The sequence below is a fragment of the Streptomyces odontotermitis genome (assembly GCF_050510915.1).
GTDB lineage: Bacteria > Actinomycetota > Actinomycetes > Streptomycetales > Streptomycetaceae > Streptomyces.
Map to the genome: position 1 here is coordinate 166,408 of NZ_JBNJLS010000009.1, position 26,366 is coordinate 192,773.

Annotated in this window: 26 protein-coding genes; 18 read left to right on the plus strand and 8 right to left on the minus strand. The window is 73.5% G+C overall.

All coding sequences use genetic code 11. The features are described 5' to 3' along the window. Positions 1-11: 11 nt before the first annotated feature. The 3 genes from murC to ACQB60_RS25265 form a co-directional block, all read right to left on the minus strand. Positions 12-1,415 (minus strand): UDP-N-acetylmuramate--L-alanine ligase, encoded by a 1,404-nt coding sequence (gene murC / locus ACQB60_RS25255; RefSeq protein WP_496928401.1) that lies wholly within the window; start codon positions 1,413-1,415, stop codon positions 12-14. Between the two features lie 90 nt (positions 1,416-1,505). Then, positions 1,506-1,979, minus strand: a complete 474-nt coding sequence (locus tag ACQB60_RS25260; protein ID WP_384836639.1) for an indole-3-glycerol phosphate synthase — start codon at positions 1,977-1,979, stop codon at positions 1,506-1,508. A gap of 131 nt (positions 1,980-2,110) precedes the next feature. Beyond that, positions 2,111-2,980, minus strand: coding sequence for a pyrimidine reductase family protein (locus tag ACQB60_RS25265; protein ID WP_496928402.1), 870 nt, complete (start codon positions 2,978-2,980; stop codon positions 2,111-2,113). Between the two features lie 37 nt (positions 2,981-3,017). Here ACQB60_RS25265 and zapE point away from each other — a divergent pair, with 37 nt between their 5' ends. The 6 genes from zapE (at position 3,018) to ACQB60_RS25295 (ending at position 10,129) form a co-directional block, all read left to right on the plus strand. Continuing rightward, the gene (gene zapE, locus ACQB60_RS25270; RefSeq protein ID WP_496928403.1) at positions 3,018-4,118 is read left to right on the plus strand and encodes a cell division protein ZapE; all 1,101 of its coding nucleotides are present in this window, start codon (positions 3,018-3,020) and stop codon (positions 4,116-4,118) included. Between the two features lie 146 nt (positions 4,119-4,264). Beyond that, entirely contained in the window at positions 4,265-5,632 is a 1,368-nt protein-coding gene (locus tag ACQB60_RS25275) for a PhoX family protein (protein ID WP_496928404.1), read from the plus strand. Between the two features lie 221 nt (positions 5,633-5,853). Then, complete coding sequence (locus ACQB60_RS25280; RefSeq protein ID WP_496928504.1) at positions 5,854-6,678, plus strand: PPK2 family polyphosphate kinase; 825 nt, start codon at positions 5,854-5,856, stop codon at positions 6,676-6,678. A 195-nt stretch (positions 6,679-6,873) separates the two neighbouring features. Next, complete coding sequence (locus tag ACQB60_RS25285) at positions 6,874-7,587, plus strand: hypothetical protein (RefSeq protein ID WP_496928405.1); 714 nt, start codon at positions 6,874-6,876, stop codon at positions 7,585-7,587. 59 nt (positions 7,588-7,646) lie between these two features. Continuing rightward, positions 7,647-8,306: a class F sortase gene (locus tag ACQB60_RS25290; RefSeq protein ID WP_496928406.1), complete on the plus strand. Its 660-nt coding sequence runs from the start codon at positions 7,647-7,649 to the stop codon at positions 8,304-8,306. A gap of 107 nt (positions 8,307-8,413) precedes the next feature. Continuing rightward, complete coding sequence (locus ACQB60_RS25295; protein ID WP_496928407.1) at positions 8,414-10,129, plus strand: VanW family protein; 1,716 nt, start codon at positions 8,414-8,416, stop codon at positions 10,127-10,129. Positions 10,130-10,309: 180 nt separating this feature from the next. Here ACQB60_RS25295 and ACQB60_RS25300 read toward each other — a convergent pair whose 3' ends face one another. Both ACQB60_RS25300 and ACQB60_RS25305 read right to left on the minus strand, forming a co-directional pair. Further along, the gene (locus ACQB60_RS25300; protein WP_496928408.1) at positions 10,310-11,023 is read right to left on the minus strand and encodes a phosphatase PAP2 family protein; all 714 of its coding nucleotides are present in this window, start codon (positions 11,021-11,023) and stop codon (positions 10,310-10,312) included. A gap of 566 nt (positions 11,024-11,589) precedes the next feature. Beyond that, positions 11,590-12,666 (minus strand): LacI family DNA-binding transcriptional regulator, encoded by a 1,077-nt coding sequence (locus ACQB60_RS25305; RefSeq protein WP_496928409.1) that lies wholly within the window; start codon positions 12,664-12,666, stop codon positions 11,590-11,592. 317 nt (positions 12,667-12,983) lie between these two features. Between ACQB60_RS25305 and ACQB60_RS25310 the strand changes: the two genes are divergently transcribed. The 5 genes from ACQB60_RS25310 (at position 12,984) to ACQB60_RS25330 (ending at position 17,824) form a co-directional block, all read left to right on the plus strand. Next, on the plus strand, positions 12,984-14,180 hold the full coding sequence (locus ACQB60_RS25310; RefSeq protein WP_496928410.1) for an MFS transporter: 1,197 nt from the start codon (positions 12,984-12,986) through the stop codon (positions 14,178-14,180). A gap of 104 nt (positions 14,181-14,284) precedes the next feature. Then, positions 14,285-14,974 carry an alpha/beta fold hydrolase gene (locus ACQB60_RS25315; RefSeq protein ID WP_496928411.1) on the plus strand — a complete coding sequence of 230 codons (690 nt, stop codon included), beginning with the start codon at positions 14,285-14,287 and terminating at the stop codon, positions 14,972-14,974. Beyond that, positions 14,971-16,527 (plus strand): carboxylesterase/lipase family protein, encoded by a 1,557-nt coding sequence (locus ACQB60_RS25320; protein ID WP_496928412.1) that lies wholly within the window; start codon positions 14,971-14,973, stop codon positions 16,525-16,527. Before ACQB60_RS25315 ends, ACQB60_RS25320 begins: the two co-directional genes overlap by 4 nt. A 187-nt stretch (positions 16,528-16,714) precedes the next feature. Then, positions 16,715-17,581: a polysaccharide deacetylase family protein gene (locus ACQB60_RS25325; RefSeq protein ID WP_496928413.1), complete on the plus strand. Its 867-nt coding sequence runs from the start codon at positions 16,715-16,717 to the stop codon at positions 17,579-17,581. A gap of 9 nt (positions 17,582-17,590) precedes the next feature. Continuing rightward, positions 17,591-17,824, plus strand: a complete 234-nt coding sequence (locus ACQB60_RS25330; protein WP_496928414.1) for a hypothetical protein — start codon at positions 17,591-17,593, stop codon at positions 17,822-17,824. 26 nt (positions 17,825-17,850) lie between these two features. On the opposite strand, the gene ACQB60_RS25335 is transcribed toward ACQB60_RS25330, so the two are convergent. Both ACQB60_RS25335 and ACQB60_RS25340 read right to left on the minus strand, forming a co-directional pair. Further along, positions 17,851-18,519, minus strand: a complete 669-nt coding sequence (locus ACQB60_RS25335; protein ID WP_496928415.1) for an ABC transporter — start codon at positions 18,517-18,519, stop codon at positions 17,851-17,853. Continuing rightward, the gene (locus ACQB60_RS25340; RefSeq protein ID WP_496928416.1) at positions 18,516-19,433 is read right to left on the minus strand and encodes an ABC transporter ATP-binding protein; all 918 of its coding nucleotides are present in this window, start codon (positions 19,431-19,433) and stop codon (positions 18,516-18,518) included. Before ACQB60_RS25340 ends, ACQB60_RS25335 begins: the two co-directional genes overlap by 4 nt. A 69-nt stretch (positions 19,434-19,502) precedes the next feature. Between ACQB60_RS25340 and ACQB60_RS25345 the strand changes: the two genes are divergently transcribed. After that, positions 19,503-20,258: a peptidyl-tRNA hydrolase gene (locus ACQB60_RS25345; RefSeq protein ID WP_496928417.1), complete on the plus strand. Its 756-nt coding sequence runs from the start codon at positions 19,503-19,505 to the stop codon at positions 20,256-20,258. A gap of 13 nt (positions 20,259-20,271) precedes the next feature. Here ACQB60_RS25345 and ACQB60_RS25350 read toward each other — a convergent pair whose 3' ends face one another. Then, a complete protein-coding gene (locus ACQB60_RS25350; RefSeq protein WP_496928418.1) occupies positions 20,272-20,709 on the minus strand; it encodes a hypothetical protein in 438 nt (145 codons plus the stop codon). Between the two features lie 195 nt (positions 20,710-20,904). On the opposite strand from ACQB60_RS25350, the gene ACQB60_RS25355 reads away from it, so the two are divergent. The 6 genes from ACQB60_RS25355 to ACQB60_RS25380 all read left to right on the plus strand — a co-directional run bounded on the left by ACQB60_RS25355 (position 20,905) and on the right by ACQB60_RS25380 (position 26,194). Beyond that, entirely contained in the window at positions 20,905-21,543 is a 639-nt protein-coding gene (locus ACQB60_RS25355) for a TetR/AcrR family transcriptional regulator (RefSeq protein WP_496928419.1), read from the plus strand. An 80-nt stretch (positions 21,544-21,623) separates the two neighbouring features. Beyond that, positions 21,624-22,046, plus strand: coding sequence for a hypothetical protein (locus ACQB60_RS25360; protein ID WP_496928420.1), 423 nt, complete (start codon positions 21,624-21,626; stop codon positions 22,044-22,046). A gap of 100 nt (positions 22,047-22,146) precedes the next feature. Then, positions 22,147-22,734 (plus strand): TIGR03086 family metal-binding protein, encoded by a 588-nt coding sequence (locus ACQB60_RS25365; protein ID WP_496928505.1) that lies wholly within the window; start codon positions 22,147-22,149, stop codon positions 22,732-22,734. Positions 22,735-22,870: 136 nt separating this feature from the next. After that, positions 22,871-23,647 carry a DUF4142 domain-containing protein gene (locus ACQB60_RS25370; protein ID WP_496928421.1) on the plus strand — a complete coding sequence of 259 codons (777 nt, stop codon included), beginning with the start codon at positions 22,871-22,873 and terminating at the stop codon, positions 23,645-23,647. A 258-nt stretch (positions 23,648-23,905) separates the two neighbouring features. Further along, a complete protein-coding gene (locus ACQB60_RS25375; protein ID WP_496928506.1) occupies positions 23,906-25,291 on the plus strand; it encodes an MbnB/TglH/ChrH family RiPP precursor modification enzyme in 1,386 nt (461 codons plus the stop codon). Between the two features lie 9 nt (positions 25,292-25,300). After that, positions 25,301-26,194, plus strand: a complete 894-nt coding sequence (locus ACQB60_RS25380; protein ID WP_496928422.1) for a TIGR04222 domain-containing membrane protein — start codon at positions 25,301-25,303, stop codon at positions 26,192-26,194. Positions 26,195-26,366: the final 172 nt, after the last annotated feature.

Consider the following 26,366-nt stretch of genomic DNA (forward strand, 5'->3'; position numbering starts at 1 on the left):
CGCGCCATCCCTCACTTCGGCTGGTTCGACAGGTGGTCCAGGATCTGCGGGCCCAGGTCCGTGACGTCGCCCGCTCCCATGGTGAGAACGAGATCGCCGGGCTTCGCCATTCCCGCGATCGCCCGCACGGCCTCCGCCTTGTCGTGCGCGGCGGCCACCTCGGCGCCCGCGGCGCGCGCGGCGTCGATGATCACGGCGCTGGTGATGCCGGGGATCGGGTCCTCGCGCGCCGGGTAGATGTCGAGGACCACCGAGGAGTCGGCGAGGGCGAGGGCGTCGCCCATCTCCTTGCCCAGCTCCTGGGTGCGCGAGAAGAGGTGGGGCTGGAAGAGGACCAGCAGGCGCGCGTCCCCGGCGGAGGAGCGCATCGCCTCCAGGTCGGCCGTCATCTCGGTCGGGTGGTGGGCGTAGGAGTCGATGACCTGGACGCCCGCGGCCTCGCCCTTGAGCTGGAGGCGGCGCTTGACGCCGGTGTACGACTTCAGGACGGCGGCCAGGTTCCGGGACGGGATGCCGAGCGCGATGCCCGCCGCGAGAGCGGCGACCGCGTTGCCTGCGTAGTGACGGCCGGGCACCGAGACGGTGAAGGTGAGCAGCTTGCCGTCGAGCAGGACGGTGACCTCGCTGGTCAGACCGCGCGCAGTGATCTTGTGGATGCGCAGGTCGGCAGCGTCGGACTCGCCGTAGGTGACGACCTTGAGCTCACCGAGGTCCCGCACGCGCTTGGTCAGCTCGATCGCACCGGGCTGGTCGGCCGAGATCACCAGCGTGCCGCCCGGCTTCACCTTGCCGACGAACGTCTCGAAGGACTCGTAGATCTCGTCCATGGACGCGTAGTTGGCGTGGTGGTCGAGCTCCACGTTCAGGATGATCGCGACCTCGGGCGCGTACTTGTGGAAGCTGCGGTCCGACTCGTCCGCCTCGGCGACGAAGATCTCGCCGTCGCCGTGCAGGGCGTTGGAGCCGGGCGCGTCCAGGTCGCCGCCGATCGCGTACGAGGGGTCGAGGCCCAGGGAGGAGAGGGCGACCGCGAGCATCGAGGTCGTGGTCGTCTTGCCGTGGGTGCCCGCCACCGCGATCGGGCGCAGGCCGTCCATCAGGGAGGCGAGGGCGTCCGAGCGGTGCACGACGGGGATGCCGAGCTCGGTGGCGCGGGCCAGCTCGGGGTTGTCGGCGCGGATCGCGGAGGAGACGACGACGCTGGAGGCGTCGGCGGCCAGGTGCGCCGCGTCGTGGCCGATGTGGACCGTCACGCCGAGCGCGCGCAGGGCCTCGGCGGTGGCGGAGTCGCGGGCGTCGCTGCCCGCGACCTTGGCGCCGCGCTGGGCGAGGATCTTCGCGATGCCCGACATTCCGGCGCCGCCGATGCCGATGAAGTGCGGTCGGTCCATGGCGGTAGGAAGGCCGGGTGCCATGCGTGTGTCTCCCCTGGTGTAACGGCGAACGAGCGCCGCCCAGCCTAGTCGGTCGGACCCGGGGGCCTCACGCCTCGCTGTGCGGGAGTCTCACGCCTCGCTGTGCGAGAACAGCTTGAGGACGGGGACGCCGACCTTGTGCCGGGCGCGCGAGGCCCAGTCGCGGTGGAAGAACTCCTCCACGTAGTGGGGGTCGGTGAGCACGATGACCTCGTCGGCCCTGACCTCGTCGACCAGCTCCTTGAGGGCGTCCAGCGGGTGGTCCTCGATGAGCCGCCCCTGGGCCTCGCAGCCCGCCGCGCGCAGCGCCGTGAGGGAGACCTGGAGGGCCTTCTCGCCGGGTCCGGTCGCGTCCTGCCCCTCGGGGGTCTCGCCCTCGCGTACCGCCTCGTCGAGCTCGCCGAGCGCCACGTCGTCGATCGCCCGCAGCAGGCGGTCCGCCTGGTCGCCGCGGGGCTGCAGCAGGACGTGGAAGACGACCGTCTCCTCGCCGTGCAGGGTCGTGACGAACTCCACGTCGGCGGACGTCAGGGCCTTCTCGATCATCAATACGCTCGTGAACACGCCAGGCGCCCTCTCGTCCGGGGGCCGTTCCCTGGCCCCTGCGGAAACCATCCTGCCCCGTGCCCGCACGGGGTCTGCGAGTTTTAGTGTGCCCAACCGACGGCAAACGGAACGGCACATTCCGCTGATTGTCAGGTTCGACGGTAACGGGTGTAGAGGAACCCGGCCTCCTCCAGTACCCCCGCGAGCCCGAACCTTTCCGGCACCGCCATCGCCGGCCCGCCCGCGATCCGCTGGGCGTCCCCGGCGACGAGCATCGGCGAGACGGTCAGGCACAGCTCGTCCAGGACCCCCGCCGCCACGAACTGGCCGAGCATCCGGGGCCCGCCCTCGGTGAGCTGCCGCGTCAGGCCGCGCTCGGCCAGGGCGGCCACCACCCGCGCCGGGTCCGCGCCCGCACCCTCCCCGGCGAAGACCACGACGGCGCCCGCCTTCTCCGCGGCGGCGACCCGGTCGGCGGGGGCCGCGGCGCCGGTCACCACGAGGGTGGGCACCAGGGGCGAGGCGAAGAGCGGAAGGGAGAAGTCCAGTTCGAGGCTCGCGCTGACGACGGCGATCGCGGGCACCGCAGACTGCCCGGCCGCCGCCCTGCGCCGCGCGAACGCGTCCCGCGCGCGGGCGGGTCGGTACCCCTCCAGACGTACCGTTTCGGCGCCGACGACCACGACGTCCGCGAGCCCCCGCAGGGTCCCGAAGATCCGCATGTCCGTGGCGGTGGAGATGGGCTGCGAGCGGCCGTCGTGCTGGGCGGCGCCGTCGAGCGTGGCGACCATGTTGGCCCGCAGCCACGCGCGCGCGGCCGGGCCGCCGGGCTCCCCGCCCGCCACGACGTCCTGCGGACGCACGCCGCTCGCCGCAAGGTCCTGCGGCCGCACCCCCGTGTCCTGCGGAGACTCCCCCGCGTCCTGGGGATACGCGTACGCGTCGGCCAGCTCCTCCAGCTCCCACTCGCGGTCCGTCTCGGCGGCTGTCTGATCGGTCACAGGGAACAGGCGTCGCATGTCCAGCAGTCTGGCACGGCGCTTAGAGTTAGGAACCGTGTCGTCCTCCACCGCCGCCTCCGGGCCGAGTTCCATAGCCGAAGCGGCCCCGCTGTCCCTGTGCGCCCGCGAACCCCACGTCCCCGCGGACCGGCTCGTCGCCGAGATGGTGCCGCCGCCGCGCTTCGACTCGGTCCGCTTCGACACGTACATCCCGGACCCGAACCAGCCCAGCCAGACCGAGGCCGTGCAGGTCCTCTCCGGCTTCGCGGCCGGGCTCGGCGGGGCGCACTCGAGCGGCGCGGGCAAGGCCGCCAAGCGGCGCTGGTTCGCGAAGAAGGAGACCGTCCCGAAGGGCCCGCGCGGCGTCTACCTGGACGGCGGCTACGGCGTCGGCAAGACCCACCTCCTCGCCTCGCTCTGGCACGCCACGCCCGCGGCCCCCGAGCAGAAGGCGTTCGGCACCTTCGTCGAGCTCACCAACCTCGTGGGCGCGCTCGGCTTCCAGCAGACGGTGCGCACCCTCAGCGGCCACCGGCTGCTCTGCATCGACGAGTTCGAGCTCGACGACCCCGGCGACACCGTCCTGGTGTCGTCGCTGCTCGCCAAGCTGGTCGAGCAGGGCGTGGCGCTCGCGGCGACCTCCAACACGCTGCCGGGCAAGCTCGGCGAGGGCCGGTTCGCGGCCGCCGACTTCCTGCGCGAGATCCAGGGCCTGTCCGCCCACTTCCGCGCGCTGCGCATCGACGGCGAGGACTACCGCCACCGGGGCCTGCCCGAGGCTCCGGCGCCGTACACCGACGAGCAGGTCACCCGCGCCGCGTACGCGACGGACGGCGCCTCGCTCGACGACTTCCCGCACCTGCTTGCGCACCTCGCCCGCGTCCACCCGAGCCGGTACGGCGCGCTCACCGACGGCGTCCGGGCGGTCTGCCTCACGGACGTCACCCCGGTCCCCGACCAGTCGACCGCGCTGCGCCTGGTGGTCCTCGCCGACCGCCTCTACGACCGCGAGGTGCCCGTGCTCGCGTCCGGGGTGCCCTTCGACAAGCTGTTCAGCGAGGAGATGCTGAACGGGGGCTACCGGAAGAAGTACTTCCGAGCCATCTCCCGGCTCACGGCGCTCGCGCGCGACGGCAAGTCGCTCGTCGGCGCATAGCGCCCGAAGTTACGCGTGTAACCGTTCTGTGCACCGCAAATGACGGAGCGCGGTAACGAAGCTCTGCGCGCGTAGTTCCCGCGCCCCCGATCGCGTGGTACACACATCCGGTCATTTCCTGTCCGCCAGCAGGAGGTAGTTGCCGTATGTCTGCTACACGACGTCAAGTTCTCGCTCGCACCGGTGCGTTGGGGGCCGGGATAGCCTTCACGGGAGCCCTCTCGGAGCTCTTCGCGGGCACCGCGACCGCCGCCGCGCAGGGCAAGGCCGGATACGGCCCGCTCGTGCCCGACCCGGACGGCCTGCTCGACCTTCCCAAGGGCTTCCGCTACAAGGTCCTCTCCCGGGAGGGGGACGACCTCAGGTCCGGCGAGGGCAAGGTGCCCAGCAACCACGACGGGATGGCCGCCTTCGCCGGCAGACACGGCCGCGTCCACCTCGTGCGCAACCACGAGAACCGCGTCACCGGCAAGATCCCGGTGCCGACCGTCGAGGGTCTCACCTACGACCCGATGGGCAAGGGCGGCTGTACGGCGCTCGCGCTCGACCCGCACAACGACGTCCTGTCGGAGCGCGTCGCGATCGCCGGGACCGCCGTCAACTGCGCGGGCGGGCCCACGCCTTGGGGCACCTGGCTCACCTGCGAGGAGACCGAGGACAAGGCCGGCACGAACGGCTACACCAAGGACCACGGCTTCATCTTCGAGGTCGACCCGGTGGATCCGCGCCGCACCGGCGCCGTACCGCTCACCGCGATGGGCCGATTCCAGCACGAGGCGATCGCCGTCGACCCGCACCGCGGCATCGTCTACGAGACTGAGGACGCCTTCCTCAAGCCCTTCGGCCTCTTCTACCGCTTCCTGCCCAAGAAGCCGGAGGGCGGCCGCGGTTCGCTGCGCGCGGGCGGCAGGCTCCAGGCGATGCGCGTGCCGGGCGTGCCTGACCTCTCCTCGATCCAGGAGCCGGGCGCGACCTTCGACCGCATCGAATGGGTCGACGTCCCCGACCCGCTCGCCGCCCAAACCCCCATCCGCCTCCAGGACTTCGGGCCCAAGGGCATCACCCACGCCCAGAAGCTGGAGGGCTGCTACTGGGGCGGCAGCTCCGTCTACTTCGTCTCCTCCTTCGCGCACAGCGCCGAGGGCTCCGCCGCCGACCACTTCGGCCAGATCTGGAAGTACGACCACGCCCGGCGCCGCCTCACCCTGGTGATCGTCTTCGGCCCGGACACCGACGTGCAGCTGCCCGGCGAGTCCCCCGACAACATCACCCTCGCACCCAGCGGCGGCCTGATGGTGTGCGAGGACGGCGAGGGCGCCCAGCACGTGTTCGGCGTGACCCGGCGCGGCGAGGTGTACTCGATGGCCCGCGGCGCCCAGAACATCGGCACCCCCGACAAGCCCGAGTGGGGCGAGTTCGCGGGCGTCACCTTCTCGCCCCGCAAGGACACGATGTACGTGAACTGCTACACGCCGGGGACGACGTTCGCGGTGACGGGGCCGTGGCACCGCTAGCGCCTCACCCAGCGCCTCGCGCGCACGAGTAGCGGCCCCCGGTCCCCCGTCGCACGATCGAGGGACACGACCGGAAGGGGTGCGCGGTGGCGAAGGCCAAGAAGGACACGAAGAAGCCGGGCAAGAGCGCCAAGCGGAGCACCGGGCGGAGCACCGAGAAGGGCGCGAAGAAGGGGACCGCGAAAAAGGGGGCGAAGAAGGGCCCGGCTCCCCTCCGTGACCTGCTGCGCATCCCCGAAGGCGAGCGCGTGGACCTCTCGTCGTTCGACGCCGCCGCGACCCCCGCCGGCCCCCGGGACAAGGCCGCGGGGCTCGCGGCGACCGCCCAGATGGGTGAATCCCTCGCCGACCTCCAGGAACGGCTGTGGGCGGCGAGCACGGCGGGTGACCGGCGGCGGCTCCTGCTGGTCCTCCAGGGCATGGACACCAGCGGCAAGGGCGGCACGGTCAAGCACGTCATCGGCCTGTTCAACCCCAGCGGCTGCCGCATCCGCGCCTTCAAGGCGCCCACACCGGAGGAGCAGAACCACCCCTTCCTGTGGCGCATCATGAAGGCTCTCCCGCAGACCGGCGAGATCGGCATCTTCGACCGCTCGCACTACGAGGACGTGCTCATCGCCCGCGTCCGCGAGCTGGCCCCGCGCAGCCAACTCGGCCGCCGCTACGGCCAGATCAACCGCTTCGAGAAGTCCCTCGCCGACGACGGCGTCACCGTCGTGAAGTGCTTCCTCCACATCTCGTACGAGCAGCAGCGCCGCCGCCTCCTCGAACGCCTCGACAACCCCGACAAGCACTGGAAGTTCAACCCCGGCGACATCGACGAGCGCGCGCTGTGGCCCGACTACCAGGAGGCGTACGAGATCGCCCTGGAGCGCTGCTCCACGGAGGCGGCCCCCTGGTACCTGATCCCGGCCGACCGCAAGTGGTACCGCAACTGGGCCATCAGCAAGCTCCTGTTGGAGCACCTGGAGGCGCTCGACCCCGCGTACCCGAAGGCGGACTTCGACGTGGCGGAGTGCAGGAAGCGGCTGCTGAGCCAAGGTTGAGGCTCCCGTCCTCCCGTCCTCCCGTCCTCCAGTCCTCCCGTCCTCCCGTTCTCCCGTCCTCCCGTTCTCCCGTCCTCCCGTTCTCCCGTTCGGCCTGCCCCGAGTCGCCACCCCGCGGTCGCGCTCCTAGCGTCGGTGAAAGGCACGACGCCGTCAGCGTCGAGCCGTCAGCAACGAACGGAGGGGTGAGCCGCTGTGCGCTCCCTGCAGTCCCTGTCCTCCCGTACCGTCTCCACCGCCTCTGCCGCCCTGCTCGCCACCGCCGCCCTCTCCCTGTCCGCCCCGGCCGCCCTCGCCGACAACGGCCACGCGGGCAACGCAGGCCACGCGGGCAACGCAGGCCACGCGGGCAACGCAGGCCACGCGGGCAACGGGAGCAACGACAGCGGCGGGGTCGACTTCAGCTTCGCCGACGGCGGGAATGACGGCGGCTCGGTGCCGGGCGTCACCTCCTTCGGCTACACCGTCACGCCCGACAAGGTGGGGCCCGGCGGCACCGTCACCCTCAACACCACCGGCTGCGAGGTGCCGAGCGTGAGCGTCGAGGCCCCGGTCTTCGACAACGTCACCCTCAACGAGGGGCACTCGGCGACCGCCACGGTCTACCCCGACGCCAAGCCCGGCGCGCAGTACGACGTGACCTTCGACTGCAAGGGCGAGAAGGGCGTCGCGAAGCTCACCATCGCGGACGGCGGCGCCTCCCACCACCCCGGCCTCGCCGACCACAAGGGCGTCAAGGCGGGCTCGGGCGCCGCACTCGGCGCGGGCGACGTGACACAGCTGGCGGCGGGCGCCGCGCTCGTCGTGGGCACGCTCGGGGCGGGCGTCTACTTCGCGGTACGGCGGCGGGGCGGCGGCAGCGGTGGCAGTGGCAGTGGCAGTGGCAGTGGCAGCAACGGCGGCAGCTGAACAACGGGAGTAGGAAACCGGGAATCGGAAACCGGGAATCGGGAGTCAGGAGTCGGGAGATGGCCAAGAAGTCCGGGATATCCGGGGCGGCCCGCGCCTCCGGCCCACCCCAGCGGCGCGGCTCCTGGCTGCTGGTCGCCCTGGCCCTGCTGGCCGGGATCCTGCTCGTACGCAATGGCGCCTCGCACGCGGGTGAGGGTCCCCCGCAGCCCGAGCCCGGCGCCGCGCGGCTCGGCACCACGACCCCGCCCGCCGACCCGCTGGCCCGCTCCGTGCCGCGCCGGGTCCGCATCCCCGAGCTGCGCGTCGACGCCCCGCTGACCCGCGTCGGCCTGGACGCCGAGGGCTGGCTGGACGCGCCGCCGCCCACCGAGCGGAACCTCGCGGGCTGGTTCGGCGGCGCCGTCACGCCCGGCGAACGCGGCACCGCCGTGATCGACGGCCACGTGGACAACGCCGCGGGCCGCGCCGTCTTCTACGGCCTGGGCGCCCTGAAGAAGGGCCAGCACATCGAGGTCGACCGGGCCGACGGCCGTACCGCCGTCTTCGAGATCCACGGCATCGAGGTCGCCCCGAAGCGGAACTTCCCCGCCCGCCGCGTCTACGGCGACACGGGCCTGCCGGAGCTCCGCGTGATCACGTGCGGCGGCACCTTCTCGAAGCGGTCCGGATACGCGGGCAACGTGGTGCTGTACGGGCTGCTGACGGACGTGCGGTGACCACCCGAGGGCGGAGAGCCCGGGACTTTGGTCCCTGGATCGAAAGGGCCACACTGCCCAATATGGTGCGAATAGCCTGATTCCCGATCCGGAGACGTTCCCGCCTTATGCGCCGCAACCCCGCCAGCAGCACCACCCGCCGCATACCCATGGCCGCCCGTGTGGGCATCGCCGCGGGCCTCGGGGTCGGCGGCGCCTACGTCCTGGCCCTCGCGTCGGCCGGGAACGAGATACCCGACGGCACGACCGTACGGGGCGTGAACATAGGCGGCCTGAGCCAGAGCGCGGCCGCGGACCGGCTCGACACCCAGCTCGGCCCCCGCGCGAACGACCCGCTGAAGGTCAAGGTGGGCGACGGCGACGCCACCGTCGACCCGCGGACCGCCGGACTCTCCCTCGACAGCGCCGCGACCGCGGAGCGCGCCGCGCGCCCCGGCATCAGCCCGGTGGCGGTCTTCAACCGCCTCTTCTCCGACGGCGACGAGATGGACCCGGTCGTCCGCGTCGACGAGAAGAAGGCCCGGACGGCGCTGGCCGCCGCGGCCAGGAAGCACGAGCGGAAGCCCCAGGACGGCGCCATCTCCTTCAAGCAGGGCGAGGCGACGGCGAAGGCGCCGCAGAACGGGCTCCGCCTCGACGTCGACGCCGCCGTGGGCGCGCTGCGCGAGGCCCATCTGAGCACCGACGGGCGCCCCGCCCAGCTGCCCGTGAAGGAGACCGAGCCCAAGGTCGGCAAGGACCGCACCGAGCACGCGCTCAAGAACGTCGCACGGCCCGCGGTGTCCGCGCCGGTCACGCTCACCGTCGAGGGCAAGAAGGTCACGATCAGCCAGGCGCTGCTCGGCACGTACCTGAAGATGAAGCCGAACGCCGAGGGCGACCTCAAGCCCCAGCTGAACGCGAAGGGCCTCCTGGCGGACCCCGCCCTCTCCTCGCAGCTCTCCTCCGTCACGACGAAGGCCACGGAGGCCACGCTCGGCGTCGAGGGCAACCGTGTGGTCGTGCAGAAGGACGGCAAGGCGGGCCGCGAGATCACCGAGAAGGCGCTGCGCGAAGCCGTGCTCCCGCTCCTCACCAAGACCGGCGCCGAGCGCACGGGCACGGTGGCCGTCCAGACCGTGCAGCCCAAGGTGACGAGCAAGACCATCGGCAAGCTCGGCATCAAGGAGAAGATCTCGGAGTTCACGGTGAACTTCGAGCCGGCCCCCTACCGCACCAAGAACATCGGCCGCGCCGCCGAGCTCCTGAACGGGTCGGTGGCGCTTCCCGGGCAGACCTGGAGCTTCAACAACACCGTGGGCGAACGCACCAAGGAGAACGGCTTCGTCGACGGCATCATGATCAACAACGGCCGGTACGAGCGGGCCGCGGGCGGCGGCGTCTCGGCCGTGGCCACCACCGTCTTCAACGCCATGTTCTTCGCGGGCGTCAAGCCCGTCGAGTACGGCGCCCACTCCTTCTACATCGAGCGCTACCCCGAGGGCCGCGAGGCCACGGTCGCCTGGGGCAGCCTGGACCTGCGCTTCCTCAACGACTCCGGCAACGCGATCTACGTCCGGACGAAGGCCACCGACCGGTCGATCACGGTGACCTTCCTCGGCACCAAGAAGTACGACGAGATCAAGTCCGAGAAGGGCCCGCGCACGAACGTGCAGCAGCCGAAGAAGCGGGACGGCGCGAAGGGCGCCAAGTGCGAGCCGCAGACGCCGCTCGAGGGCTTCGACGTCACGGTGCAGCGGATCTTCATGAAGGACGGCAAGGAAGTGAAGCGGGAGCCGTTCCGCACGCACTACACGCCGCGCGACGAGATCTCCTGCTCGTGACGGCTCGTCGTCCTTCAGCCGCCCCTGACGGGTTCCCGTTCTTCAGCCGCCTCTGACCGGTTCCCGTTCTTCAGCCGCCTCTGACCGGTTCCCGTTCTTCAGCCGCCTCTGACCGGTTCCCGTTCTTCAGCCGCCTCTGACCGGTTCTCGTTCCTCAACTGCTCCTGACAGCCCTTCTCGTCACTTGTCCCGTACGAGAAGTCGCTTGCCAGGTACCGGGATCCGCTTGCTCAGCACGGGAACTCGCCTGATCCGTACGGGAATCGGGGCCAGCACCTGCGCGAATCCCCACCACACGAACAGCGTCATCCCCGCCCCGGCCAGCGCTCCCGCCGCCGTGTCCGAGAGCCAGTGGGCGTGCAGCCAGGTGCGGCTCCACATCATCGCCAGGGTGAGCAGCACACTCACCGGCCACCACCAGCGGCGGCGGGCCGCCGCCGGGACGAACAGGGCGCCCAGGACGATCACCGTCATGGCCATGGTGGCGGCGTGCCCCGAAGGGAACGAGCCGTGGTCGACCGTGACCAGCGGGTGCGCGGGGCGGGGGCGGTCGACGAGGTGCTTGAGGGACTGCACCGCCAGTTGTGTGGCGAGGACGGCGGTGAGGAGGAAGAGGGCCGGCCACCAGCGCCGCAGCGCGAGCAGGAGGACGAGGAGCGCGAGCGGCACCAGCGAACCGGCGGGCCCGCCGAACCAGTTGAGCCCCGAGGCCAGAGCTTGCGGCGCTCCGTCGTGCGGGCCGCCCATCCAGTCGAGCCAGGTCTCGTCCAGGCCCTGAAACGGGGGGTGCGCGGTGCGGGCGCGGACGATGAGGCCGACGGCCACGGGGAGGAGGAGCAGGAGCGCCGCGAGGGCGAGGGTTCGCCGGGGTCGGGCGGGTGAGGGCGTGGTCATGGGCAGAGATAGTGACACGTGTAATCAGCGCTGACTAGGTACCTGCTTCAACTAAATGCGGGGCTGTGGGCGAGCTGGTGGGGGTGGGGTCCGCTGGTGGGTGCGGGTGGTGGGCGGGTGCGGGTGGGCGGGTGCGGGTGGGTGGTGGGGCGGGGTGGGGACGCGGCGGTATGTCCGTCCTCGAAACGCCTCGGGCGCTGTGCGAGTACACGAGTACTGGCCTGGGTGGGGTGCTGTACTGCGGGCGGACATACCGCCGCGTCCCCACCCCTCCCGCCGGTCCTCCGTCTGCAGGCCGTCCCAACCTTCCCGCGCGAGGCCCTCCCCCAGTCCCGCGCGAGGGCGGGCCCTTCAGCCTCGGGGGGGTGCCTATTCAGCCTCAGGGGGTGCCCTTCAGCCCGTCCGGCGTTTGAGGACGAGGCCGTTCAGGCCGATGAGGGGTCTGGGGGCGCAGCCCCCGGGTGGGTGCGCCAGGGCGACGGAGGCGCCGTATCGGGAAGGGGCGCCCGCGCGCGGAGCGCGCTAAAGGATGCAGCGGGGAAAAGACCCCGCAGGGACCACCCGCGCTAGCGCGAAGACTCCCGCTCAACGATCCGCGCCGAAGACCCGAAGTGCACCACCGGCTCCGCCTCCGGCTCCCGGATCAGCCGGTCCACCAGCGCCGCCACCTCCGCAGGAGTGGGCAACTCGAGCCGCACGGACGTGAGACGCGGCCGCAGCAGACGCCCCAGGAGCAGGTCGTCCGCGCCGACGACGGCGGTCTCGCCGGGGATGTCGACGCCCGCGTCCTGGAGGGCGCGCATCAGAAGCATCGCGTACTCGTCGTTGTAGGCGAAGGCCGAGTCCAGGCCCAACCGACCCCAGCGGGAGGCGAGTTCGGCGGCGGACTCCTCCGTGTAGTCGAGGGGCAACGGCTCGACCCTGGCGCCGGGGAACGCCGCCGCCGCGGCCCGCACCCCGGCCAGGCGCGGCCCGCTGAACATCTCCAGGCCGGGCTCGGTCGGCGTCACGACGCCGATGGCGCGGCGCCCGGACGAGAGGAGGTGCGCCGCCGCCACCGCGCCCGCCTCCTCCTGGTCCATGGCGATGCCGTGCGCACCGGGCGCGGGCGGCGGGCCGTAGGAGAGGACCGCCGAGGTGCCCGCACGGCGGAGCAGCGCCACCGACTGCTCGGTGAGCGGGCTGCCGAACAGGGCCATCACCACGGCGGGACGCAGCTCGGCCCAGGTGCGGGCGGTCTCCAGCGCACTGGTGCCCGTGCTCGCGCCGTGCAGGACGCCCGTGTACCCGTACGACTGGAGCTCCGTCTGGAATCCGGCGAGGAAGCTCGCGAAGAGAGGGCCGAAGGCCGGGACGGTGTCCGCCGGCACCGCGATCAGGACGATGCCGCTGCTGCCGGAGCGCAGGGAGCGGGCGGCGGCGTGCGGGACGTAGCCGAGCTCCTCGGCGGCGGCGCGGACCTTGTCCTGGGTGGCGGCGCTGACCCGGCCCGCCGCCAGGCCGTTGAGGACATAGCTGACCGTCGCGCGCGAGACACCGGCGTGCCGGGCCACGGCCGTGCTCGTGGGGGGCGCCGTCGAAGCCGCCGAAGCCGCCGAGGAGGGGGACTTCGGTGGGTTTTCGGGGTTCGGAGTGTTGTTCATCCTGCTGTGGATCCTTTCACAGCAGCCAATTCGGGTCGGGGTCTGGTGGTGGCCGCGGGGCTAGTGCTACACATCAGTTACACGTGTCAGGTTACACGTGTCATGAATCGCCTTCGGTCACCCCTGTCGTGCGTGACCGACCATCCGACGAGGAGGGCACCGTGGCCCTTTCCGCCCGCCGGGACCAGCGTCCTCCGGTCTCCATCAATACGGTCGATGTGGCCGATACGGCCGATATGGCTGATGCGACGGCAGCAGACAGTTCGGGTATCCCTGGCTCCGCAGCGTCCGGGCCCGATCGCGCACCCCGTGGCCTCATGCCGCTCCTCATGCTCGGCAACACCGCCATGTTCACGCTCTACATCGGCGTCGGCGGCGTGCTGCTCCCCCTGCAGATCGAGCACATCGACAAGGCCGACAAGGTCGCCATGCTGGGGCTCGTCTCGGGAGTCAGCGCCGTCTTCGCCACCCTCTTCAACCCGGTGGCGGGGGCCCTCTCCGACCGCAGCGGGCGGCGCAATCCGTGGATCCTGGGCGGTGGGCTCGCCGCGGTCGGTGCGATGGCGCTGCTCGGTGGCGTGAAGACGGTGCTGCTCGTCGCGATCGCCTGGTGTATCGGGCAGGCCGTGATGAACGTCTACCAGGCCGCCCTCACCTCCGTGGTGCCCGACCGGGTGCCGCTGGGCGCCCGCGGCAAGGCGTCCGCCGCGGTCGGGCTCGGCATGCCGATCGGCTCGACTCTGGGCGCCGTCATCGGCTCGGCCTTCGCCGACCACATCTCCACCGGCTATCTGGTGCTCGGGCTCTTCGTCGCACTGGCCGGGGTGCTCTTCACCTCGCTCGCCCGGGAGACGCCCCGGAGCGCCGCCGAGCGTGGCCGACAGGTGCCGCTGAAGGGGCAGTTCGCCGCCTTTCTGGGGGCGCTGCGCAACCATGACTTCCGGTGGGCGTTCATCGGGCGTGCGCTGCTGGTGCTCGGCTACTTCTGCGTCTTCGGCTATCAGCTCTACATCCTCCAGGACCACATCGACCTGCCCTCGGGCATCGAGCCGGAGGGCGCCGTCGCGATCCTCACGCCCATCTCGTCGGCGGCGATGGCCGTGTCGACCGTCGTCGGCGGGCTGCTCTCGGACCGGCTCGACCGGCGCAAGCTGTTCGTCGGCGCCTCCGCGCTGATCTCCGCCGTGGCCCTCGCCGTCCCTGCCGTCTCGCCGACCTGGCCCGCGATGCTGGTCTTCGCCGCCCTCAACGGCCTGGGCTTCGGCTGCTTCATGGCCGTCGACAACGCCCTGGTCTCGATGATCCTGCCGAGCGCCGAGGACGCCGCCCGGGACCTGGGCGTCCTCAACATGGCCCAGTCGGGCCCCCAGATCCTGGCGCCGTTCGCCGCCTCCGTCATCGTCTCGGTCTGCGGCGGCAGCGGTGGCGGCGGGTACACGGCGCTGTTCGTCGTCGGCGCGGCGCTCTCCGTCCTGGGTGCGCTCGCCGTCCGTCCGATCCGTGGCGTGCGGTGATCCGGTTCCCGAAACCCCCGGGTACCGTCGCGTCGTCGCGGCCGGACCAGGGCCCGACCCACGAGGCGGGCCCTGGGCTCCCACTCCGTAAGAAAGGCACCACCATGAAGCTGCACACCCACACCTGGGGCTCCGGCGACCGGGTCGCCGTCCTGGTCCACGGGATCATGTCGGACCACCGGAGCTGGCGTCGGGTGGGACCCGCCCTCGCCGACCGGGGCTACCGGGTGATCGGCGTCGACCTGCGCGGCCACGGGGCCAGTGGGCGTGGACCGTACTCCGTGGAGAGCTTCGCGGACGACCTCGTCGAAACCCTGCCGGTGGGCGTGGAGTTGGCGCTCGGGCACTCCCTCGGCGGCCTCGCCCTGTCGCTCGCGGTGGAGCGGCTCGGCCCGCGCCGGGCCGTGTACGTGGACCCGGCCTGGGCGCTCGGGCAGGCGGAGGTCGACCCGGCGCTGTTCGCCGAGTTCAAGTCGGCGCCGCGGCAGGCCATCGTCAACTTCAACCCGCGCTGGGAGGACGAGGACGTCGACATCGAGCTGGCCACGCTCGCCGCCTGGGACGCCGACACCTCGGCGGCCGTCGGCGGCGAGCACGCCGTCGACCGCATCCCGGACGTGCCCGTCGTGCCCTCCCTCGTGCAGGTCGCCGACCCGAGCTTCCTCATCTCGGACGCCCTGAAGAAGGACCTCGCGGGGCGCGGCTTCGAGGTGCGCACGGTCACGGGCGCGGGCCACGTCATCCACCGCGACGACTTCGCGGGCTTCATGGACGCCCTGGACGGCTGGGTGTGAGCGACATCAGCGATACGCGCGACATGAGCGGCCCGAGCGACGCGGGCACCCGGACCGAGGTGACCGTCCTCACCGTCGGCGGCACCGTACGCGGAGAGCAACTCGGCCCCGTACAACGGTACTTGGGCATACCGTACGCCGCCGACCCGGTCGGCGACCTGCGGCTGCGGCCGCCCGCGCGGCCCGCCTCCTGGGACGGCGTGCGCGACTGCCGCGCCCCTTCGCCCGCCCCGCCGCAGGGCGGTGACCCGCTCCTGGAGTCCGTCGTCGGCTATGAGCGGATCGTCTCCGACGAGGCGGACTGTCTGACCGTGAACGTCTGGACGCCCGGCGCCGCGGGCCGCCGCCCCGTCCTGGTGTGGGTGCACGGCGGCGGCTATGTGCAGGGGCGCGGGCTGCAGGTGTGGACGGACGGGGCGCGCCTGGCCGAGCGGTACGACATGGTCGTCGTCTCCTTCAACTACCGGCTGGGCGCGCTGGGTTGGCTGTACGTGGCGGAGCTGCTCGGGGAGGAGTACGCGCAGTCGGCCAACCTCGGTCTGCAGGACCAGATCGCGGCGCTCGGCTGGGTGCGCGACAACATCGCGCGCTTCGGGGGCGACCCGGAGTGCGTGACGGTGGCCGGGGAGTCGGCGGGCGGCGGCAGCGTCGCGATGCTGCTCGCGGCCCCGGCGGCGCGCCCGCTGTTCCACCGGGCGATCCTGCAGAGCCCGCCCGCCGACACGCTGCGGAGCCCCGCCGAGGGCGCCGAGGTGGCGGCGGACTTCGCGGCGGTGCTGAGTGAACTCGCCGATGGCGACCCGGAGTCGGGGGACATCCGGACGGCTCCCGCTGAGTTGCTGCTCGCCGCGCAGGAGCGGCTGGCGGCCCGCTATCCGCTGGCCCGCATCCCCTTCGCCCCGGTCGTCGACGGCGCCGTCCTGCCCCTGTCGCCGGTGCAGGCGCTGCGCAACGGCGCCTGCGCGCACATCCCCGTCCTCGCGGGCACGACCGAGCACGAGGGCCGCCTCTTCACCGGGCTCGGGCCGCAGGTGACGCCGGAAGCGTTCGACGCCGCCTTGGCCGACGCCTTCCCGGACCCGGAGCGGGCGGCGCGGGCCCGGGAGGTGTACGCGGCCCACGAGGGCACGGACTCCCCCGCGCGCTCACTGGCCGCCCTCATCACCGACCAGCTGTTCCGCTCGCAGACGGACGCGCTGCTCGACGCCCAGGCGGCCGGCGGCGGCCCGGCCTGGTCGTATCTCTTCCGGGAGCCGACGCCCCGGCTCGGCGGCGGGCTGGGGGCCGCGCACACCGTCGACATCCCGTACGCCTTCGACCTCCTGGACGCGCCGGGCCTCGACCGCTGGATCGGCGAGGCCCCGCCGCAGTCGCTCGCCGACGCGATGAGCGGGGCGTGGGCGCACTTCGCCCGGCACGGTGAGCCTCGGCATCAACTCCTGCCCGACTGGCCGGAGTTCGAGCCGTCCGGGCGCCCGGCCATGCAGCTCTCGGCCCGGCCGGAGGTGGCGTACGACCCGCTCTCCGACCGCCGGAGGCTGTGGCAGGGCTGACCGGGCGGGCGGGGCGGCGGGCACAGGGGGTCCGCCGCCCCGCCATCAGGGCCTCCTCGTGTCGCCCCGCCGTCGGCCCTCCCCGTGACGGCTCACCCGTGCCCCGCACGACCCGGCGGTGCCCCGAGCGGCCCAGCCGCGTCCTGATTTGCGGCAATTGCGCTCTTCATACGGATACGGTCGCCGCGTGATCACTCTCGTACGCCGATGCGCCGCCCTCTGCGCGCTCGGGGCCCTCACCACCGCCCTCGCGGCCTGCGGCGCCGACACCGCACCGCAGCAGCCGAGCCCGCACGCCCGCCGCCTCGCCACCGCCGCGCCGTCGAAGCCGGCCGCGCCGCCGACCCTCGCCCCCGGCCCGGCGGGCCTCACCCCCGTCTTCAAGAACGGCCCCCGCGCCCAGGCCGCCCGCACCGTCGCGCTCACCTTCGACGCCGACATGACCGCGGACCAGGGCCCGCGCGCCGCGTCCGGCGAGCACTTCGACAACCCGCAGCTCGTCGCGACGCTGCGGCGCCTCAAGGTGCCCGCGACCTTCTTCATGACGGGCCGCTGGGCCGAGGAGTACCCGGACCAGGCCAGGGACATCGGCCGCGACCCGCTCTTCGAGGTCGCCAACCACTCGTACAGCCACTACGCCTTCACCGGCAGCTGCTACGGCCTGCCGACCGTCCCCGCCGCCAAGATGCGCGCCGACATGGAGCGCGCCTTCGCCGCCTTCAAGAAGGCGGGCGTCGAGCACCGGGTGCCGTACTTCCGCTTCCCCGGCGGCTGTTACGACCGGCGGGCGCTGCGCGCGCTCGCGCCCGGCGGCGTGACCGCGGTCCAGTGGGACGTGGTGAGCGGCGACGCCTTCGCGACGGACGCGGCGGCGGTGGCCCAGCAGGTGCTCGACGGGGTGCGGCCCGGCTCGGTCGTGGTCATGCACTGCACCCGCAGCGCGGCCCCCGCCACCGAGCGCGCCCTGCGCACGGTCGTGCCCGCGCTGCGCGCGAAGGGGTACCGCTTCGTGCGGGTCTCGGAGCAGATCGGGGCGGTCCGGGGGCGGAGTTAGCCTGAGGGCATGCCCAAGGAATCGCCTCAGGACCCGCCTCAGGACCCGCCTCAGGAGACGGACGACGACGGCGCTTACTGCGCACCCGCGGACCGGCCGCACCCCGCGGCGGCGGCCGGTCCGCCGTACGCGGAGTGCGTGCTGTGCCGGGAGCCCACCGAGTACCCGGAGTCGGTCAGGGGCGCGACGCTCTGCCCGCGCTGCGACTGGCAGGAGGCGCAGCGCACCGCCTGCTCCGGCTAGCCCCGCCGAGCCTCGGAGTCCCCGTCTCAGCCGCGTCGCCCGCTCAGCGCGCACGCCGCCCACGTCGCGAGCGCCGCCGCTGCCGCCGCGCCCGCCAACGGCAGCAGCGGCACCGGCACCACCCCGTCCCGCGACCCCGCGGTCAGCTGGGTGAGGACGACGCGCGCCGGGGAGCCCACGGTCACCAGGGCGAGGAGCGCGACGATCAGCATCGCGGGCACCGAGCGGCCCGGTGAGCGCAGCAGCGGGCGGTTGGTGAGGGCGCCGATGGCCGTGCCGAGGAGCGCGGAGACCAGCATTGCGAGCAGCCCGGCGGCACCCGCCGCGAACCGGTTCAGGTCCACGCGGTGGTCGATGTCCGAGGCGTCGCTGATGGCCGTCACCACGACCGTGCCTGCGGCCCCGAGCGCGGCCGCCGCGAGCAGCGCGGCCAGCAGACAGGCGAGGTGCGCGCGGCCCGGACCGGCCGCGGCGGCGGTGCAACTGCGCGCCGCGTCCGGCTCGTTGGTGGCGCAGATCCGCACCAGCCAGGCGGTCACGGGCAGCAGCGCCGCCGCCGCGTACGCGAGCGAGTCGAGCACCGGCTGCCCGCTCTGTACGCCGATGGCGAGGAACGCCCCGTACAGGATGACGGGCGGCAGCCAGCGCTGGGAGCGCAGCAGGAGCGCGCAGTGATAGCGGAGCAGGGCGGTCACCGGGCCTGCCCTCCTTGGGAGTCGGCGGTTTCGAGGGCGCCCACCGCCACCACGTGCCAGGGCGGCCGCGCCGTCAGCAGGGCGCGCAGCACGACGTCCGAGTGCGTGGCCGGGACGGTCAGGCGCACCGCTCCGCCGAGGCCGCCGCCCACCGTCGCGGCGGCGGAGGCTACGGGCTCGGGCAGCGCGGCGTCCGGCGGGCCGAGCACGTCGATGACCGTCACCGGGCCGGGTGCGGGATCGGCGGCCGAACTCTCCGAAGGCGTACGGAGGTTGAGCCCCGTACCGGATATGGCGTACGTGGTGTCGGGGGCGCCCGCGAGGCGGCGCGGGTCGTGGTCGACGAAGACGACGGCGCCGCCCGCCGCGGTGCGCTCGGCGACGGCGCGGTCCAGCTCGTCGCGGGCGGCGGCGTCCAGGCCCGTCCACGCCTCGTCCAGGACCAGCAACTCCGGTTCCCCGAGGAGGGCTTGGGCCACCGCGACCTTCTGGCTGCTGCCCTTGGACAGCTCGGACAGGGGCGTGCCCGCATAGGCGGCGGCGCCGAAGCGCTCCAGCCACTCCCCCGCGGCCCGCTCCGACGCGGCGGCGCCCAGGCCGTGCACCCGGCCGAGGTGGGTGAGGTAGCCGGTGGCGGTGAACGGCAGGGCGGCCGGGAAGCGTTCGGGGACGTAGGCGGTGCGCGGGCGTCCGGTGGCGCGGCCCTCGGAGGGCGCGTCGATCCCGGCGAGCAGCCGCAGCAGCGTCGACTTGCCGGTGCCGTTCGCGCCCTCGATCCGCACCAGGGTGCCGCCGCGCACCGCGAGGTCGACGCCGCGGAGCACCCAGGGGCCGCCGAGTCCGTAGCGGCGCCCCACCCCTTCCAGGGCACGGAGCGGCGGCCGCCCCGTGCCTCCCCCATGATCACTGGTCATGCGGGCCATCCTCCCGCATGCGCCGGCCACCCGGACAGGGCCCGATCTTGGGCCTGGCAGACTGGACGGGTGAGCAGCGACGACGGCACCCACGGCGCCACCCCGACCGGCGACAGCCCCTTCCGGACCGAGCCCACCCCGCGCGACGAGGCCCCGCAGTTCGTGCTGCCCCTCGTGGTGCGGATCGAGCGGGCCGAGCCGCCGTCGCGCACGGACGCCCTGGAGACCGCCGCCCGCGCGGTCCTGGTCATGCTGAGCGACGAGCGTTCGCTCGGCGAGGGCGAGTGGGCGCAGGCCGTGCGGGACTGGGAGGACGCCCGGATCCGCAAGGTCGTCCGGCGGGCGCGCGGCGCCGAGTGGCGCCGGGCCGAGGCCCTGCCCGGCATCACGGTCACGGGCAAGTCGGCGCAGGTCCGCGTCTTCCCGCCGGTCCCCCTCGACGGCTGGCCCAAGGACCTGGCCCGCCTCCAGGTCTCCGGCACCGACCTCACCGATCCCGAGCCCCCGCAGGACCCGGACCCCGCGGCCCCGACCCTGTGGCTGAGCCCCGGCGTCGAGATGTCGGCGGGCAAGTCCATGGCCCAGGCCGGGCACGGCGCCCAGCTGGCCTGGTGGGAGCTGTCGGACACGGAGCGCGCGGCCTGGCGCGGCGCGGGCTTCCCGCTCTCGGTGCGCACCGCGGACCCGGCGTACTGGCGGCAGTTGGAGACGAGCGGCCTCCCGGTGGTCCGGGACGCGGGCTTCACGGAGATCCCGCCGAGCAACACGGTCGTGTCGGAGGGCCCGAGGCTCGGCGACGCGATGCCGGGCCTCGGGCACCTCTGAGCACCCGGGCGGGTCAGACCGCGCCGCCCCACACACAGAACGTGTGCCAGTCGATGTTGCTGACGCAGACCCGGGCCTTGTAGCCGCGGTGGTCCCAGTAGTACGCGGTCTTGGCCTGGCCGTAGCGCCCGCTCGTGGTGGTGGTCAGGACGGTCCAGCGGCCGTTGTGGTAGCGCTCCAGGTCGACCGCGCACCGGGAGCCGCCGGCCTGGACGACCCCTTGGGCGTACCAATGGCCGTTGCGCTTCGTGGTGTTGATCCATGCCTTGCAGTCGGCGGTGTCGTACGTGACGGTGCTCGGTTCGTAGCCCGCCGGCCGCACGTCGGCGGAGGCGGCCGGGGCGGTCGCGATCCCGGCGACGAGTCCGGCCGTGACGGCGGCCATGGCCAGGGCCTTCCGTGTCTTGCTCACCGTGCTCGCCGTGTTCTCCGTGTTCTCCGTGTTCGCCATGTCGAATCCCCCGATTCGTCAGGAGTGGTGGTGAGTGGCGCGGAAGCCGAATGTAGGGACGCGCGCCGACCGCGTCAGTCAACGAGCGGTGGATTCCCGGGCCCCGGCTACAACCAGCGCGGTACGCGCCGCGCCCGCCGTGCGACACTGACCGACGCCCGCGAGCGGTGGGCCACGGGCACGAGAGGGGCGGTCATGGCGGCGGAGACGACCCGGATGGACGGCAGGGTCGAGCGCGGCAACCAGACCCGGCGCCTCGTCCTGCGGCGCACGGTCGACATCGCGTCCGTGGAGGGCCTCGACGCCCTGTCCATCGGCCGCATCGCGACCGAGCTGAGCCTCAGCAAGAGCGGGGTCTTCGCCCTCTTCGGCTCGAAGGAGGAGCTGCAGCTCGCCACCATCAGGGCGGCCTCCCGCATCTACGACGACACGGTCGTCCGCCCGGCCATGGAGCTCCCCGAGGGCGTCGGCCGCGTGACCGCGCTGTGCGCGCACTGGCTGGACTACTCGCAGGGGCGGGTCTTCCCCGGAGGGTGCTTCTTCTACGGCGTGCTCGCCGAGTACGACGCCCGCGAGGGCGCCGTCCACGACGCGCTGGTGCAGGCCGAGCGGTGGTGGGTGGCGCACATGGAGCGCTGCCTGGCCGAGGCGCGCGCCTGCGGCGAGCTGCACGCGGACACGGACGTGCCCCAACTCGCCTTCGAGCTCATCGCGTTCATGGAGGCGGCGAACGCGCACTCGGTGCTGCACGGCGCGGGCGACTCCTACGTCCGGGCGCGCGCGGCCATCGTGGGGCGGCTGCGCGGGGCGGCGACGGTTCCGGTGGAGCTCTGAGTCCAGCAGACGGAGACACGAGGCCACTTGTCGCCGAAAACTACTAGCACGACCGTTCGCACAGTTTTATGCTCGCGGGTATGTCCACACCCAAGTCCCGCCTCCTGCGCTCCCCTTGGCGCCCCGGACCGGCGCACGCCGCCTCCGGCACCCCCGTCCTCGTGAGCGTCACCGACTTCACCGCCCTCGGCCACGGGCAGGCGGGAGCCATCGCGCTCGCCGGGCTCCGGCTGCGCCGGACCTGGGCGCGCACGCCCGGCGCCGTCGGTATGTGGCTGTGGGCGGACCCGCGGGGCAAGCGCTCCGGGTCCGTCTCCGTCTGGGCCGACGAGCGGTCGCTCGGGGACTTCGTCGCGCGCCCCGACCACCTGCGGACCGTCCGCGCCCACCGCGGCCGCGGCACGATGCGCGCCACCTCCTGGACCACCGAGCGCTTCGACCCGCAGGACGTCTGGGCCGCCGCGCGCCTCTTCCTCACCCGCACCGCGAAGGGCATCTCATGACCGACGCCGGCCACGACCGCACCACCGCCTCCCACGACCGCACCACCGCCCCCCCCTCGGTCACGTCGCCGCCTCCACCGACCTGATCAAGCTCGACCACCTGGCCGTCGAGGAGTCCCTGCGCCTCCTCGCCGCCGCCCGCGGCGACGACTGGGACCGGCCCACCCCGTGCGCGGGCTGGACGCTGCGGCGGCTCGTGGCCCACATGACCGCCCAGCACCACGGGTTCGCGGCCGCCGCGCGGGGGTCGGGGGCGGACCGGACGTACTGGTTCGAGCCCGATCTGTCGCGCGAGTACGGGCAGGATCCGCTGAAGATCTACGAGGAGTCGGTGCGGCACGTGCTGGCCGCGTTCGCCGAGGACGGCGTGCCGGAGCGGCTGTTCGTCCTGCCGGACTTCGGCGCGAGCTTCCCGGGGCGGATCGCGGTCGGCTTCCACTTCCTCGACTACGCCGTGCACGCGTGGGACGTCGCCGTGACCGTCGGCGGGGAGCTGCGGCTCGCGGACGACGTCGTCGAGGCGGCGCTCGCCGTGGCGCTGCGGGTGCCGACGGACCCGGAGCGGCGCGGGCCTGGCGCGGCCTTCGCACCGCCCCGCCAACTCCCGGACGACGGCGGCCCGTTGGCGCGCATGCTGGCCCACCTGGGCCGTGACCCACATCACGGCAGGAACCCCACCGCTCACTGAACACCGCCCCCTCCTCCTCCGTACCACGGGTATGCGGAGCGAGGGATCACAGCGAGCACAGGAGTCACGAGGGTTACGGAGATCACGGGGGTCACGGGGGTCACGGGGGTCACGGGCAGCGCAGAGGCCACAGGGATTGCGGGTCAACAGCACGGCTCTGATCATCGTCGCCCTCGTCGCCACGCTCGGCGCGCTCGCCTTCCCCGTCTGGTCGTACGCGGACCGCTCCGGGACCGGGCAGGCCGATCTCGCCGCCGGGACCGTGGCCACCCGGTGGGGTCCGCTCTCGGCGGCCGACCGCGATCTGCTGGTGAAGGTGCGGCTCGCCGGGCTGTGGGAGATCCCGGCCGGCCAGCAGGCCATGGAGCGCGCGCCCACCAAGGCGATCGCGGCCGCGGGCGACCACCTGGTCGTCGGCCACACCGACCTGGACCAGCGGGTGCGGGCGGCCGCCGGGCAGCTGGGCGTGGAGCTGCCGAGCCAGCCCAACGCCCAGCAGCAGGGCTGGCTGCGGGAGTTGACGGCGGCGAGCGGCGAGACGTACGAGCGGAAGTTCGCGAACCTGCTGCGCTCCTCGCACGGCAAGGTGTTCGCCGCGATCGCCCAGGTCCGCGACAGCACCCGCAACTCCCTGGTGCGCCAGCTCGCCACCGACGCCAACCAGACCGTGCTCGACCACATCACGATGCTGGAGGCCACCGGCCTCGTGGACTTCGACGACATCGCGACCGGCCGCGCCGCCACCGCCACCGCGAGCCCCACCGGACCGCCCCCGCCGTCCGGCGCCGCTCCCGCACCGGCCGCGCCCGCGCACCCCGGCGACGGCGTCACCCCCACCTCCCGGCCCTCGCCCGCTCCGCCCGGCGAGGTCGACACCGACCGCCCGGCGCCCGGGGAGAGCCCGCTGCCGTGACCCCGCCCGCGGAACCTCAAATAATCCTCTGAAGCCGCCCACCACATGATTCGGCGGACCCCTGCGTGGCATGAGAACGAACGACGACACCGGTCCGCACATCGGCGGTGGAGGAGGGGGACCATGCGGCATCTGGAGCGGAAGAGGGACCTGGGGCGGCTCGGTACGGGGACGGGCCCGCGGCTCGGTACGGGGACGGGCCTGCGGCTCGGTACGGGGATCGGCTGGCGGCCCGAGATCGCGGACGCCGTCGAGGCGATGCCCGGCATCGACTGGGTCGAGGCCGTCGCGGAGAACGTCTGTCCCGGGCACATACCCGAGTCGCTGCTGCGGCTGCGCGAGCGCGGCGTCACCGTGGTGCCGCACGGGGTCTCGCTGGGGCTCGGCGGCGCGGACCGGCCCGCCGACGCGCGGCTCGCGGACCTCGCGGCGCGCGCCGAGGCCCTCGGCTCCCCCCTGGTCACCGAGCACATCGCGTTCGTACGGGCCGGGGGCACGCTGACCGCGTCGCAGGCGCTGGAGGCCGGTCATCTGCTGCCCGTGCCGCGCACCCGGGACGCCCTGGACGTGCTGTGCGAGAACGTCCGGATCGCCCAGGACGCGCTGCCCGTGCCGCTCGCCGTGGAGAACATCGCGGCCCTGTTCTCCTGGCCGGGCGAGGAGATGACCGAGGGGCAGTTCCTGTACGAGCTGGTGGAACGGACCGGCGTCCGGCTCCTCATCGACGTGGCGAACCTGCACACCAACCACGTCAACCGCGGCGAGGACCCGGCCGAGGCGCTCGACGAGCTGCCGGTCGAGGCGATCGCGTACGTCCACGTGGCGGGCGGCTTCGAGCGGGACGGCGTCTGGCACGACAGCCACGCCCACCCCGTGCCCGAGCCGGTCCTCGGCATCCTCGCCGACCTGGCGTCCCGGGTGACGCCGCCCGGCGTGCTCCTGGAGCGCGACGAGAACTTCCCCGAGCCCGCCGAGCTGGAGCGGGAGCTGGCGGCGATACGGGAGACGGTGGCGGCGCCGCGCGAACTGGTGGGGGCGGGGGTCGGTGCCTCCGTCACGAAGGGCTCGGCCACCCGGCAGGCGCCCGCTCCCCGTGCTCCGGAATCCGCGCCGCACGTCCGGGAGAAGAACGGGATGGACGGGGAGAGCAGGGAGAGCAGGGTTAACGGGGAAAGCGGGGAGAGCAGGGTGAACGGGGAAAGCGGGGCAAGCGACGGCCGCGGCACCGAGCCCGCCCGCCAGCGCCTCGCCCTCGCCCAGGTCGCGCTGCTCTCCGCCCTGGTCGCGGGCACCCCCGCGCCGGAGGGGTTCGACCGGGGGCGGCTCGGCGTGCAGAGCCGGGCGCTCGCCCGCAAGCGGGCCGACGTCGTCGCGAAGGTCGCGCCCGAACTCCCCGGCATCCTGGGCGAGTCGTACCGCGAGCGCTTCCTCGCGTACGCGCAGGACCGGCCCATGACGTCCGGGTACCGCCGTGACGCGCTCTCCTTCGCCGAGCACCTGCTGCACGCCGGGCAGCCCGAAGAGGCGGGCGCCCGCGAGGAGTTGACGGACTGGTGGCTGGCCCGTTCGGGGCCCGCGCCGCTCGACGGGCGGCCGCTGGCGCGGTGGCTGCGCCAGGCGCGGTTCGCACTGCTGCGGCGGTAGGACACGGGCGTGGACGTGGAGGCCGTCGCCGTCTGCTACCTCGTCCTGGTCGCCGCCTCTTCGGTGGCACTCGTGCGGGGGCTCGTGCGCGCCCGCAGGTCCCGCGTCGCCCGCCCCGGCATCGACCCGGGCTCGGTGACCGACCCCTACGACGCCGCGTTCCTCGCGGGCGGCCCGAGCCGGGTGGTGGACGCCGCGATCGCCGCGCTGCACGAGGACGGGCGGCTCGTCGTGGCGGGGCCCGGAATCGTGGCGGTGCGCCGGCCGACGGCCCGTAATCCCGTCGAGGGCGCGCTGCTCACGGAGTATGCGGCGGCGCCGAGCGGCTCCCTGCACCGGCTGCGCCTCGGCGTGATGGGCAGTGCCGCCGTGCAGTCGGTGGGCGACGCGCTCGCCGCCCGCGGACTCATGGTGCACCCGGTCGCGGTGCGGCCCTGGCGGCGCCGGGCCGCCCTCTACAACACCCTCGTCGTCGCGGGCATCCCGCTGGGTGTCCTTCTGGCCACGGCGCTGGAGCCGGACGGGGGCCGGGCCGGTGCCGCCGACGCGGCCGCGCGGTCGCTGGCCCCGCCGATCCTGCTGGTCCTGCCCGCGATCCTGCTGGGCGCCCTGATCGGCGCGGCCTGCACCCGGGCCGCGCTGACCCGGGTGACGGCGCCGGGCCGGGCCGCCCTGCGGGACTACCGCTGCCAGGACTTCCCGCACGGCGCGGCCCGGCACGTGGCCCTCGACGGCATCGACGGCGTACGGGACCCCGGCCTGCGCGCCCAGCTCGCGGCGGCCCACCGCCTGCGCCCGGGCCGCGCCCTGCCCGGCAGCAGGGCCTGGGCGGCGTCGACGGCGCCGTGGGGCGGCGGCTGCGGGGAGGCGGGCGAGGAGCCCGACGCGGAACACTCGCTCTGAGCGAGGCAGCCGGGACGGCCGGGACAGCCGGGGCAGACCTCCGCACCACGGCACGGTCCGCCCGGCGCACCGGCGCGCCCCCGCCCGCTCCCCCACTCTCCGGGGCGCCGCCGGGACAGCAACACCCGTGCCCCGTACGGAAGTTGGCGTACTCCCTGCGGTATGGGAACGC

Coding starts and splice junctions, on each gene's coding strand:
- ACQB60_RS25290 (WP_496928406.1), top strand. CDS start 7,647: ATGGCCAAGAAGTCCGGGATATCCGGGGCGGCCCGCGCCTCCGGCCCA.
- ACQB60_RS25265 (WP_496928402.1), bottom strand. CDS start 2,980: ATGCGACGCCTGTTCCCTGTGACCGATCAGACAGCCGCCGAGACGGAC.
- ACQB60_RS25295 (WP_496928407.1), top strand. CDS start 8,414: ATGCGCCGCAACCCCGCCAGCAGCACCACCCGCCGCATACCCATGGCC.
- ACQB60_RS25275 (WP_496928404.1), top strand. CDS start 4,265: ATGTCTGCTACACGACGTCAAGTTCTCGCTCGCACCGGTGCGTTGGGG.
- ACQB60_RS25350 (WP_496928418.1), bottom strand. CDS start 20,709: ATGGCGAACACGGAGAACACGGAGAACACGGCGAGCACGGTGAGCAAG.
- ACQB60_RS25330 (WP_496928414.1), top strand. CDS start 17,591: ATGCCCAAGGAATCGCCTCAGGACCCGCCTCAGGACCCGCCTCAGGAG.
- ACQB60_RS25310 (WP_496928410.1), top strand. CDS start 12,984: ATGCCGCTCCTCATGCTCGGCAACACCGCCATGTTCACGCTCTACATC.
- ACQB60_RS25315 (WP_496928411.1), top strand. CDS start 14,285: ATGAAGCTGCACACCCACACCTGGGGCTCCGGCGACCGGGTCGCCGTC.
- ACQB60_RS25305 (WP_496928409.1), bottom strand. CDS start 12,666: ATGAACAACACTCCGAACCCCGAAAACCCACCGAAGTCCCCCTCCTCG.
- ACQB60_RS25300 (WP_496928408.1), bottom strand. CDS start 11,023: ATGACCACGCCCTCACCCGCCCGACCCCGGCGAACCCTCGCCCTCGCG.
- ACQB60_RS25355 (WP_496928419.1), top strand. CDS start 20,905: ATGGCGGCGGAGACGACCCGGATGGACGGCAGGGTCGAGCGCGGCAAC.
- ACQB60_RS25375 (WP_496928506.1), top strand. CDS start 23,906: ATGCCCGGCATCGACTGGGTCGAGGCCGTCGCGGAGAACGTCTGTCCC.
- ACQB60_RS25360 (WP_496928420.1), top strand. CDS start 21,624: ATGTCCACACCCAAGTCCCGCCTCCTGCGCTCCCCTTGGCGCCCCGGA.
- murC (WP_496928401.1), bottom strand. CDS start 1,415: ATGGCACCCGGCCTTCCTACCGCCATGGACCGACCGCACTTCATCGGC.
- ACQB60_RS25340 (WP_496928416.1), bottom strand. CDS start 19,433: ATGACCAGTGATCATGGGGGAGGCACGGGGCGGCCGCCGCTCCGTGCC.